The organism is Flavobacterium mesophilum (assembly GCF_039581405.1).
In the GTDB taxonomy this organism is placed as follows: domain Bacteria; phylum Bacteroidota; class Bacteroidia; order Flavobacteriales; family Flavobacteriaceae; genus Flavobacterium.
This window is the reverse complement of sequence record NZ_JBCPXZ010000009.1, coordinates 20589-33298: the sequence shown is the minus strand read 5'-3', so window position 1 is coordinate 33298 and position 12710 is coordinate 20589. Positions and strand designations below refer to the sequence as shown.

General features: G+C 30.3%; 10 protein-coding genes. 1 reads left to right on the top strand and 9 read right to left on the bottom strand.

What is annotated here, in order from left to right; genetic code table 11:
* Positions 1-342 precede the first annotated feature (342 nt).
* The 8 genes from AAYQ19_RS21555 to AAYQ19_RS21520 form a co-directional block, all read right to left on the bottom strand.
* Positions 343-999: a hypothetical protein gene (locus tag AAYQ19_RS21555; RefSeq protein WP_343539246.1), complete on the bottom strand. Its 657-nt coding sequence runs from the start codon at positions 997-999 to the stop codon at positions 343-345.
* Positions 996-4514, bottom strand: coding sequence for a hypothetical protein (locus AAYQ19_RS21550; RefSeq protein ID WP_343539244.1), 3519 nt, complete (start codon positions 4512-4514; stop codon positions 996-998). Before AAYQ19_RS21550 ends, AAYQ19_RS21555 begins: the two co-directional genes overlap by 4 nt.
* Before the next feature lie 2 nt (positions 4515-4516).
* Positions 4517-7468 carry a S8 family serine peptidase gene (locus AAYQ19_RS21545; protein ID WP_343539242.1) on the bottom strand — a complete coding sequence of 984 codons (2952 nt, stop codon included), beginning with the start codon at positions 7466-7468 and terminating at the stop codon, positions 4517-4519.
* 31 nt (positions 7469-7499) lie between these two features.
* The gene (locus tag AAYQ19_RS21540; RefSeq protein WP_343539240.1) at positions 7500-8711 is read right to left on the bottom strand and encodes a hypothetical protein; all 1212 of its coding nucleotides are present in this window, start codon (positions 8709-8711) and stop codon (positions 7500-7502) included.
* Positions 8712-8845: 134 nt separating this feature from the next.
* Complete coding sequence (locus tag AAYQ19_RS21535; RefSeq protein WP_343539238.1) at positions 8846-9334, bottom strand: hypothetical protein; 489 nt, start codon at positions 9332-9334, stop codon at positions 8846-8848.
* 173 nt (positions 9335-9507) lie between these two features.
* The gene (locus AAYQ19_RS21530; protein WP_343539236.1) at positions 9508-9750 is read right to left on the bottom strand and encodes a hypothetical protein; all 243 of its coding nucleotides are present in this window, start codon (positions 9748-9750) and stop codon (positions 9508-9510) included.
* A gap of 204 nt (positions 9751-9954) precedes the next feature.
* The gene (locus tag AAYQ19_RS21525) at positions 9955-10155 is read right to left on the bottom strand and encodes a hypothetical protein (protein WP_343539234.1); all 201 of its coding nucleotides are present in this window, start codon (positions 10153-10155) and stop codon (positions 9955-9957) included.
* Between the two features lie 119 nt (positions 10156-10274).
* Positions 10275-10571, bottom strand: coding sequence for a hypothetical protein (locus AAYQ19_RS21520; protein WP_343539232.1), 297 nt, complete (start codon positions 10569-10571; stop codon positions 10275-10277).
* Positions 10572-10911: 340 nt separating this feature from the next.
* On the opposite strand from AAYQ19_RS21520, the gene AAYQ19_RS21515 reads away from it, so the two are divergent.
* The gene (locus tag AAYQ19_RS21515) at positions 10912-11388 is read left to right on the top strand and encodes a hypothetical protein (protein WP_343539230.1); all 477 of its coding nucleotides are present in this window, start codon (positions 10912-10914) and stop codon (positions 11386-11388) included.
* Positions 11389-12218: 830 nt separating this feature from the next.
* Here AAYQ19_RS21515 and AAYQ19_RS21510 read toward each other — a convergent pair.
* Positions 12219-12710, bottom strand: coding sequence for a hypothetical protein (locus tag AAYQ19_RS21510; protein WP_343539229.1), 492 nt, complete (start codon positions 12708-12710; stop codon positions 12219-12221).

Here is a 12710-nt window from a genome sequence, read left to right as displayed (position 1 = left end):
ATAGGTTGTGATTTGGTTTTGTTTTACAGATGTGTAAAGAGAAGGAAATTTTATGTGACTTGTATTTCTAAATCTTGAAGCTTAAGATATTCATTTTAATAAATCGCTAAAATTATATTGATAGAATAGCCTGAGTTTTTAGCGATTCTTTCTAAGTATTTTTTGAAAAGAGAGATATAAAGACAAAGACAGGCAATATTTAGCGGGTGTCTTTTGAGTTACTTTTTGAAAAAATAAAACAATGAAATAGATGGAGTATGTTTTTTATAGAATTTTAGAAATTTTTTATCACGTAACAGTTATACTTCATTAAAGAATTTATACAATAACTTATAATTCAGCTTATTTTTTTTTAATTGAATTAATATATTGATCATATAAACTACCATTTTTATCATTAATATATCTAATTGTTGTAAATAAAGTTTTTCCTTTCTTTCCATCAATAATGAAGCAATGTAACTTTTGACTATTTTCAATATCTTTAGAATAAACTTCATAATAAGGAACTTGATTAACTATAAACCTGTTTATATCAAAAGTTTTATCAACATTAGTAATATCAATTTTATATTCCGTATTCATTTTTTGAATCAAATTATCCAACGTAAATCCATAATTTTTATCCCAATCAGTTTCTTTTTTGAGATTCCCATTTTCATCATATTCTTTTGAAATACCGGTCGGTATTGTATAAAATCGTTTTATTGAACTATTAATTTTTTTGTTGTTTTTGAAATAAACTATAGTAGTTTTAAATGGATTATCTTTCTCAACTTCCTCAACTTGAATATTCTTTTTATCACTCGTGATTCTAATATTTTTGTTTTTATCATTAAAAGATGTATCAATTTCGGAATCAAGTTTAATGCCTTTATATTTATTTATGTCAAAATTTTTCATGGTTTCATTTGAGTTATTAGTATTGTTTTTTCCATTTTGTGATCTGCATGCATTTAATGAACATACAATTATCAAAGCAATTAGTTTAATTTTCATAAATTACGGTTTATAATTTTCCATTGCCATTTCCATGTAGATTTTCTTGCTGCTCCAGTATAACTCATATAATTATCTGTTGCATTTACAGGATTGGTATTTCCATCCGGGAATACATATTTTTGATTCGGGCTGGTAATAGAACTGTCTTTGTGAGAATGAAACAATCCCAATCCATGCATGCCTTCATGAGAAATAGTTCTATCGTTTCTACCAGGTAAAAGTATTAAATTTCTAATACCTAAATTCTCAACCTGCCCAACAGCAGTATCATATGGCAAAGTATCAAATATAAATACAGTGAAATAGCCAGTATTATATTTACTATTAATATAATTTCTTGAACTGTCAGTTTCATTAAAGAAAAGGGTCTTTAGATTTGTGAAAAAATTTGAAGCATCTTCCCATAATTTATTATTAGAATGAATAAATTGACCTCCTATTTTATAATCAGGATTGGAAGATAGATCTAAAATATTAGGACAGTCTTCTACTGATGCTGTAATATTGAAATGTGCTAGTGAATTAATCAGGTTTAATTTTTCATTTGTAATTGTAGCTCCAGTTTTGTTTCCAGTTCCGTCTACGTTTGTTCTCACCTTAATAAAAACAAATTTCATGTTGGTTTTAATGTCATTTTTCCCTAAATGTATTAGTCCGGCTAATTTAGCTTGTTTTTTATCAGTTACTCCAACGGGATAAGCTAGTACTCTAATTTGTTTAGCTTCGCTAAAGTCATTTATACAGGTAACTTTTATTGTTTTATCTATTGATTGAACTTTTCCTAATGTAGTAACTGATTTGTCTGATAAAATTGGTTTGTCAATAATAAATAGATTTGTATCATAATCAAACTCAAGTTTGTCAACTGCTTCATCAATAAGAACCAAAACTTTTAGAGTAGCTTCGTAGGGAGGTTTGGGAGAAACAGTAGCAGGCAAAGAATCACTATATGTTTTAGAAAATAAATTCAGATATGGGATAAAATATTGCTCATCAGGTGATGTTGCTTGAGTAGGAATTGATTTATATTCTCTTTTTAAAGCTTTTATAGCATCATTAATACCATGATTTGAGCTTGAAATACCTGTGTATTCATACTCTGTATTGGTATCTGCTACTGTTGGTCTTTCGTAACCACCTACTATTATGCTTTCATAGCTAGGCTCTCCATTGTCTCCTTGTCTTAACCAATCAAAACCAAATTCGCCATTATAGGCTGGTATAGCAGGATTTGAGCCGCTTGCTGGGATAGCTACAGGTACCGTTCTAAACTCTACCATTGCTTTAGCAAAAGTATTTGTGAATTCTTGAAAATCTGAATATTCTCTTGAAAAGAAATAAAATCCATCAATAGTATAAACATATACTTCATTGGCAGTTGCTGGAAATAAAGTAGTAATATCTCCAAGTGCATTTTCAAAGCGAAAACCTACTTTAAATTTTTGGACATTTGGCTTATTAAAATCGATAACTTCTTCAAGATGAAAAAAAACATTGTCAGCATCAATAGGTAAATATTGTGGTATAGTTGCCGGAGGGGTAACAGCAGGTATGGTAGTTTGACCATATACTAATTTATTATATTCCTCTTCAGTAATACCTAAATGGAAAAAACTGTTTCTTTTTTCTAAGCTTTTTTCGTTTATTAATGTTAGCGAATTTATAACGCCACTGTCTCTAAAAGTCCCTTTATATACTGAAAAATCAACATCATTATACAAATTATTAGCGTATGCCTCTTGGGTAGTGGTAATTTTGTTGATACCAGATGTATTGGTATGAATATTAAAGCCGTTGTACTCAGTACTGTGATCAGTGTTACGTTTTAATATAGCCATATATAGTCTGCGAGCCTTTCTTGCTGCGATTCCTCCAACTACAGGCCCTTTTCCATTGTCAAAAACTAATTTATTTTGAATAGAAGCTCCAACACCTAGAACATCATCAAGATTTACCATTCTACTTTTGTCGTAAGTTGCCCATGAACTCATATCTTCTATCTCTGTAGTGGGCAATAAAAAATTAGAATTAAAATTTACAGGAAATAAATCATTGTAGTAATTTTTTAAAGGAAATTCTTGTTTAAAGTTTCCATAAAACATTAAAAATGTAGCGCATGAGCTGGCTCCATTTACTTGAAATTCTATCGTAATAGAAGAAGTTTTAGGGCATAAAAATGCAGGAATTGTGGCAGGTGCTACAGGATTTAGAGGTTTTTCTATTAACGGATACGCTGATGTTGTATTTTTATTAGCAGAAACAACATCTATACTAACATGTCTTTCCGGTTCAGGAATCCTTGTGTCTATTTTATACTCTAAATTAAAAGATATATTTTGTTTATAAATAGGAGTTGTACTTACTGGGACAACCAATTGTTCAATAATAATTGGCCAATTATCTTTAATATTTAATTGCCCTACTCCTCCTGGTAAAAATCCATAAACTTTTCGAGTAGCGTCATAATAGTTATAACTTCTGTTATTTTCTCCCTGTATGTAGACGTAAATTTTATTCTGGGTTTGGTATTTATTAACTATTTTGGTAAAAATATCATCATTCGTTTTTAGTCCTCCAGTTGTATTGATTGTATTAATGGTTCCACATTCGATATGAGATCCCCAAAAAGCTGCCGCATCTAAAAATTGATGAATGTACTCTCTATATCTTTTTCTGTTTATGTCCAAAGGAGGAGAGGCAGGAATTGTTGTTATATCGAAAACGTGTTCTTTTTCACGGGCAAATTTCAAATCAAATTTAAATAATTCTTCCTGATTTTCTAATTGATAATCACCATGATCCATTACAATATCAAGCCCTATTTCTCCAGTGAAATTTCCTAAATGTTCTCCTGGCGTACATAATGGAATTTGATATGATGTAGTAATATTATTTTTTGTAAAATAATTTTCAATAAGTGTATTATCAGATTGCATTTCGTCGTAACCAATTAAAGATGCAGGAAATTCTGTAGGTGGATTAACTGGTAATTTGGTAATTGGGTCGATTACTGTTGAATAATATGCAAGATACTGAGTCCATAACTTTTTTAAAAATCCAGATTGATTAACATCGGTAGTTACAGGTTTTAATTTGTTGCTTTCAATGATATCAGCTTTATTAATTCCTCTATAAACAAAGTATTTAATTTTAAGTGGAGCATAAGTATCTGATGGTTTTAAAATCAAATTTACTTTTGTTGCATCTTCTGTTTGTGGTTGAATTAATACTTGACCATTACAAATGGCAAAAACTTTTACAGGATCTGCGTTAGTGGCTCTAACTTTTGAAGTTGTTCTGTATTTTGTAGTCGTGCTACCAATTACGGGACCAAATGCGTCAGTAGCTTCGTTTGTTGCAATCGTGCTTGATAGTTTGGATTCATCAACAAAAAAAGAAGAGATAGGTTTATACTCGTCTTTATCTGCTGGCGCATCAGCATTATACAAAACTTCATTTTGAGCTGTTTCGCTATTTAGCGTATATGTAAAATCGTATATTGTTGTTGACATGTTTAGGCGTTTACGTTTATGATTTCTAATTTGATTTCGTCTTCATCGTCATTTATTGTTAATTTATGCGGGAAGATTATATTTTTATAACCTTCATCTAAAGACACTGTTTCTGTTGGTGTTTGAAATTCAATCCAGCCGGAGCTATCGCCTGTTAATGCCCAATTAGTTTCTGTTTTTTGAAATACCACTTCCTTTGTTAACTGATGATTTTCTCTATTTCTTTTTGTAGCTTTAATTTGTAATTTTTCTATTTCTACAGCTAGAGTATTTTCCATCTTTAAATCAAAACTTTTTTCGATAATATCAGGCCCTACGGTAATGTTTAATTTTGTACCTAGAATATATGCCGAACCATTAGTAATTTCATTATGACTTACAATAAGTTTTTTGCAGGATAATTGTTTGTTATTATTTATATTATCAAGCATTACTTCACTATCCAAACCATCAAATGGTGCAATGTGAGCTAAAATGTAGGCTTTTTTTCGAGAAGGATTGTTTTTTTGCCAAAAGGCGGCTATATCTTTCCATTCAATTTCAATTGTTGTTTCTCCATGAGGTGGTATTATTGGAATTTCTTTAACGGATAAAAGTTTTACATCTGTTTGATTGTACCAATAATCAGGGAATTTAAAAGTTGGATTTGGTTGATCAGTAAAAGCGATTAAAACTCTTAAATCACATTCTTTAAAACTCTCTCTTTCTCCACTATTTTTGATTTTTACGTAAATTTTTTGTGGCTTTGATGTGTCGATTGTGTTTAAAGGTTTGGTTTCAGTAGGTAAAACGGTAGAATCACTTACCCAAACACCTAACCCGCTTAATTTATCGGCTATTTCCAATTTAGGTTTCATGACGATTTCAGATGGTACTGTGGCATGCCAATTTAAAGCCAATCGGACTGCTGCTTCAGCATTTACTCTGCCTGTGCCGAAATATTTATTTGTAGTATAATTATAATTATATTTTGTATTATCAGTAATAAGGTCGTATTCGGACTCTCCTGTAATTTTAGTCGCTTTTTCTTTTAAAATATGTTTTATTTCAGGAACATTTAGTTTTGGATTAACAGAAAGAAGTAATGCTGAAACACCTGATATTAATGGCGTAGCAGATGAAGTACCTCCAAATGAATTGGTTAAATTTCCGTAAGCTAAAGATTTAATAGTGTATTCTAACTTTCCATCTTCATCGCTTACAACATTAAATTGACTAAATTGCATTTGCAGAGGAAGATTGTTTCCAGGTTTAGTTATAAATTTTATATGTCTTTTTATCGCACTATTATCTTGAACAGAAACTTGTTGACCTGTAAAGAAGCCTTTTAAACTAGAACCAGTAGCAGCTTTGAAAAAAGGTGTAGTTGCCACGTCTCTTTTAATAATTGTATGTATCTGACCAGGAATAAGTTTAAGATTTGTCACTAGAGATGAGTTTAAAATTTGGTCTATAACTATAAAATTTTGATCATGGTCCGAACTCCTAATTGAAACTAACTGACCACTTTGAATATCATTTTCGGAATAAATGTAAGCTTCCTGCTTAGGAGTTTGAAATTCACCGATTCCGTTCATATTATCAAGATTTAATTGGTTTCCGTTTTGAGACAGGATGTTTTTTTTAAAAACACAAATTCTAACTGGCGCACCTACTATGGTAAAGTTTGCAGTTGATGTAGTTAGCTCATTTGTAAAAAAGATATCTGAATCTAAAGTAACTTGAACGCGAAGGTTTTGTTTGGGATTGGCAACATTTACAGGTTCTTGAACAGTTTCGATCTTAGTTATAAATCTAATCTCATGGAAAAAAGTTGTAGGGTCGCCAATTTCAATGGATTGCCCTGGAAATATGCCCTTAAGATTACTTTCCAGAATTAATTTGTTAGATGATTTCTTCTTTAAAATTGTAGTTTCAAAAAGTTGATCAGTTTCTCCTACTTCTCCAGAATTGATCATTGTAGGGGCAAAAATTTCAATATCTTTTTCACCTGATTTACCTTTTGGTGAACTTGGTGCGCAAATGTCAATTCGACTTCCATAATTAGTATAATCGGCATGGTCTTCATTAAATTCAATCGGATTGCTAGGAGATGTATACAAATCTAACTTTGACTTATCCAAAATTACTTTTGATGCAGCGACAATTAATGGTTTATTACTCAGTGTAAAAGGGAGTTCGGGATTTCTTTTGGAATCGTTACCAGCAGCAAAAACAGTTAAAACTCCTCTGCCATCTCTTCCGTAAGCCAAAAGTTCTTTCATTACAAAATCTGTAATTTCAGGAGGCATGGTTTGCTGAATAGTAGGGTCATTAGGCCAACTAAAACTACAGCTAATAATAGAGCTTTTTCTCTGATTGTAAATATTGTTTCCATCTTGTGGTCCATCAGGAATTATTCTTTGCTCTATGCTGAAATAATCTTTCAGTTTAATATCATCGCCATCTTTATCTTTAATAACCTCATTGCTATAGTAGATAGATGATAAATTACCTTTTGTATAATTATTTATTCCGGATAATATTAAAGAGTTTTCAAAATTACCTGAAGTATTTATGATTTTGGCATTTGGGCATACTCCAAAAACGTTATCATTGTTTCCGTTTAGATTGATAATCTCTCTTCCGGCAATTACTCCTGCAACACTTGTTGTATGTGTCAATGGAATTTTATCATTTACATCGATGGTTAAATTATCGTCGTAAAAACTTCTATCTATTTTTTTTCTATAAATTACTTTTTTCTCTCCTGTTCCATTATTTAGGTGTCTATTGGGAACGTTGTAATTGTTATTCTCATTTATTGATGATGAATTATCGGCTGGAACATATTGTATAGATCCTTCCATTACGCCTACATGTAAATTTGAATCTCCTAATTGATTAAGTCCATGTTGGCTAATATATGTTCTTGCATCGTCTAGTTTTATTACTTTTGTATGCCAATTTCTCATAGTTTTGTTGTTAATTTATTCATTATTTTTTTCAATAATTATTTTTAATATCAGATATTAAAAATTTTTGATTTAGACACTGACTAATCAACTCATATTGATCTAAAATGCCTAAACCTATACTTTTATCAAGATCAAATACTTCTTTTGTACAGCTTGTGGATTCTATATTTTCAAATTGTAGATTTTTAATTAGAAAACTTGAGATGCTGGGAAGATGGTATACAAGAATTTCATTTTGTATAGGTGAATATGCATTAGTAGTCATTCCTAATCGGTCGTACTCTGGTATTTTTCTAATTTCTGCATTTTTAAAATTGTAATAGAAGAAAACTTTTGAAGAGTCTATATTTGAAAAACGATTATTTTTATCTAATTTTTTTGTTAAAGAATTTTTGTAACTCTTATTTGTTTTTTCTTTTCTAAAATAAAATTTATTGTATATGACAGATGAGATTAGAATTCCTTTTATATTCGTAATTTTTTTTATATAAGGATCATTAAAGCGTTTAAATTTTGATCCATCTTTTTTTCTAATATAGAATACTATTTTTTTTGCATTAATTGTACCCACATGATTAGAAGTGAAATTGTATTCGGTACTACTATAGCCTTCTTTTAATGGAATTATAAAGTCATTTGTAAAAGCGTTAAAATCTTTTATATAAGGATAATCTTCTTTTTGGTCTAGTGAGTTACTTCTAAATAGAAATGGAATATTTTTGTCATTTTCTAGTTCAAAATAAGGATTTACAAGTTCTATTTGTAAATTTAATTTGTTGATTTGCGTATAGATATAATCTTTAAATATATTGTAATCTTCAATGTCCGTGGAAAAGACACCTATTTTATAAGAGTCTTCAACATAAATATTTTGATCTCGATTTTTATATGTGTCAGATTCAAAATCATATGAAACATTCAAAGGATCATAGAGCCTCAACTTCAACTCTCCAGGCAAACCCGAAACATTTTGAAATCCTTTCTCATTATATTTTTTATGATAAGCCATGATAGTATTGTACCCAGCAGGTATTTTATCAAAATAATAGAACTTGGCTTTTTTGTCGTATTGGCCAGTGATAGCAGGAATTTCAAAGCCTTCGAGCGTTACTTTTGCATCATCAATATTTTTTCCGGTTTCAGCATCTTCAAGGTAGATTTTTATTTTGTGATCATCTTTTTGCTGCGCGCAGATGCATAATGATAGGAAAGAGAAAACAAGTGTAAATAACTGTTTCATAGTAGTGTGGTATTGTTAAATTGATTTGAGACGAATTCTGTTTTAAAAAAGCTTTCTATTAGTATAGAAGCTAATCAAAGCTAATTTAATAACAATAATCAAAAACCTGACCAATTTATATCATTATCCACTTGTTAAAATAAATGATAAAATCTGTTTGCAAATCTTATGCAGTAATAAGCCAATACCAAAAGAAAAATTCTCCCCAGCCAAATCTGTACTTTTTGCCAAAAGGTCAACTGATTTACAAACTTTGTGGTGCGGATTGTTTTTACTTCGGTTTCTTTTACCTGTTGCGATTTCCAGCGGGCGTAAAGTTCCTGTTCTTTAAGTTCGCAGTCAACGCTTAGTTTGTTGTTATCAAGACGAACCTTTGGGCTTTTTAATCTACGCCCTGGTTCGGCTTGAGTAACATTTTTAACAACTACTTTTCCGTTTTGGCATTCTAATAAGGCTTTATAAGAACTGCTGTCTTTTGCAATTTTAAAGACAGTATCATGTACTGTTTCTTTAATTGTGATTGTTTTGGTTTTCTCTTCGCTCAGAACTGGCTTCGGGCTTTTGCACGAAACCAGTACCAAGACTGAAAAAAACAAAAAAAACATGTGTTTAATTTTTTTCATTATTTAATATGTTTGATTTTTATAAGTCAATTTTTCATTACGATTTTCCATTCTTGAAGCAAAGATTGACAGAAAAAGACGGTTGAAAAAATAGATGGACAGTGCGTGAACGTATGTGTTCTGAAACTTTACAATATTGTAAAGAAGGCTGATAAGGATTTAAAAAAAACGCTTTAAAGTTTCGTTTGTTTGCTAATCGCTTCTTCCACTTTTTTTAATTCAATTGTAACAGCTGTACATAAAATTTCATACAGAGTAGTACGAGAAATAGGATATACCGGATAAATATATTTTCGCCATACAACTGTTGTTGGAATATCTTCTGTTTTATGTTTATTGTAAAGGTCTTTAATCAGTTTATAGCGCAACAACTTATTTCGTTGAGTTCCAAGGGTTCGGTTTGTTGATATTGACATGTGATTTGGTTCTATGATGATGTTGTTAATTAGCAATAGAAGAGCGGCTCATCTATTTTGAATAAATAAGTCTTTAAAAAAAGTGTTATAAAATGTTGATGTGGAGTTTCTAGTTTTTTAATTTGAACTAAAAAATCGTAACAATAGATTTTGAAGTCCAAACAAAATAGGATCTTTTAAGTCTTCGAAAACAAGTATTTTCAATTACCCTTCATAAGTGGCCTTGGTATGTTTCGTAAATCGAGGATTTTTGATAACCATATTTTCATATTGGATAAAAGCACAAAGTTCTTTAAGCGATAGGTTATCTTTATAGATCCAGCTTCCTTCTTCAGTTTTAGAAATGGTTTGGCCATTTATCTCGTAACTTTTATGATCTGTGATTGGTTTTATCCTTACGCTCATTTTTGTACTGCTTCAAAGTTGTATTGATTTTAAAGTTCAGCCATTCACGAAATAAAAATATAGGCTTGAGGTTTGTGGCTATTAGTAAAAAAACTAATAGAAGCATCGTGCTAATGTTGTTAGTTGGTTCCATGTATTAAATCTGTTTCTGGTTTATCGTAATCTAAAGGATCTTGATTGGTTGGGGTATAGTTATAAATAGCAATTAGTTTTAGCGTTTCTTGTATTTTATGCTCTATCATGGCAGAAACGGGCCTTGGTTCTGCTTCAGAATTTGATAGTTTGTACAACAGCTGAAAGCGTTCTTGATTGATACAGATTCTTTCACCAGTAGTAAATGTTCTACTTTGTTCTGAGCAAAATTGAAGCGATAGATAAAGGAGTGCTATTCGCTCGCGTATTTGTGTATCATTCATGGTTGCTATGCAATACGGTTCGTAATTTTTTCAAATCTGACTCTATTAAATTGCGTTCAGTGCTGTATGGGTTTTCGATTAACCAAGTTTCTAACTCGAGAATTTTGGCCTTGATTTGAGAATTTGTCATAGTTTGCTATTATAGATTAGGGGTGTTTGTTAATATTTTTATTCCTTGTTTCATATCTTCTGAAAATTGTACGAAATACATTTTTAGCTACTTCTAGCGTTATAATTTTTAGTAACTTTGTTATTAATTCGAAACAAATATCGAAACTTATTTCGAATAAAAGAAATAAAATCGAAACTTTTTTCGAGTTTTTTTTGTAATTTACTGTTTATGAGTACTATAAATAAAAAAATTGACGATATAGCAATAAAAGAATACAATGGAAATAACAGTGTATTTGCAAAAGCTATGGGAACCAGTGAAGCAAATATTCGTAATTATAGAAAAGGAACTTTGCCAAAGCTTGATTTTATCGTAAAACTTCACGATGTTTTCGAAATAAGTTTCGATGATCTTCTAATTGAGAAAAAAGAAGCATATGATGGTGGAGTTGCAAATAAAGAACAACAAACAGTCAATGCAGAAATTTCGAATTACAGACTGTTAAAATCAGAGAATGATTTATTAAGAGAAAAATTAAAGTTTCAGCAAGAACAAATCGATTTTTATAAAAATAAAATAGAGTTTTTAAGTACTCAGATTTCTGCAAATAAAGCCCTGAACGCAAAAGAAATTGAGGACGGGCTAAACATTATAGATGAAATTGAAAATATTTCGCTAAAAAAATCAACCAAATTAATTAAGTGACTCTTTTTCACAAATAAGCAGAGCTTCCAATAACTCAATACAAATTTTTCCTTCAAGGAATAATTTACGTAATAATTTGATGTACTCTAATTTTCTAGGTGGCATTGTTTATGTTTTAAGATTTATGAAGCAAAATTCGCAATAGCCATAATCCGAAAGTTGAGGTTTCCCGTAAAAGAAATATTAATATTATATGTTTATTTTATCGCCTGTAATATTGATTATTTTTCATTTGAAAAATGAAAAAATAGGGTTTCTTTAAGTTATTTCTTGTTTTTAAACAGATGTTTGTACTTTTTTACTTATAAAAGATAAAATAATTGACCCCCGTATTAGTATTGAAAGCTTTAACTTGGTGAGACAACAATAGAAAATTGTAAATAACATTTTATTGGTTTTTGTTCCTGAGGCAACTATTGTTACAAAACCTGCAGGAACAAATAAACCATAATAAGTTGTATTGTATTGAACATCTGTGCCGCATTTGTTTAGGTAAAACTCCCCAATGATTTTCCTTTGAAACGCGGCAATGATTTGTCATTTTATAAAAAAAATTAAACCTCCTCTACAAAATCGGAATTAAGATTTAAGATTCAATAACATATATGTCAGATGTTGAATTAGTCAATGATTACAGGAACGGAATCAGTGATGAAAAATCACAATTATCTATACCTCTATATAAAGTCTTTTATATATAGTTCCAGGAAGATTTTTGTAAAGGAACAAAGAATGAGGTTTGATTTCCGTTCCTGTTTGCTATTGCAATAAGTCATTCCCTGAAAGGTGTAAAAGTCAATTGAAATTATCGTGTAAGCCAGTTTTTGTCGCTAGTAGATTTTTTTAAATCGAAATGTAAATCGTGTCCCATAGTAAAGCAACAACACAATGAAAATTCTTCCCAACCAAATTTGTGCTTTCTGAAAAAAAGTTAAATGATTAATGAATTTTGTGGTTTTCAAGGTTTTGACTTGTATTTCATGGATTTGTTTAGATTTCCAAAGCGCAAATAATTCTTCTTTCCTTGATTCGCAATCGACAATTAGTTTATTGTTATCAAGACGAACCTTTGGGCTTTTTAAACTACGCCCTGGTTCGGCTTGAATAACATTTTTCAGCATTATTTTTCCGTTTTCACATACTAATAGTGCTTTAAAAGAGCTACTGTCTTTATTAATTTTAAAAACAGTATCATGTACGGTTTCTTTGATTGTAATGGTTTTGTCTTTTTGTTCGCTTAGAACCGGTTTCGGGCTATTGCACGAAACCAGAACTAAGACTGAAAAAAACAAAAAAACAATTCGTTCTATTTTTTTATTCAT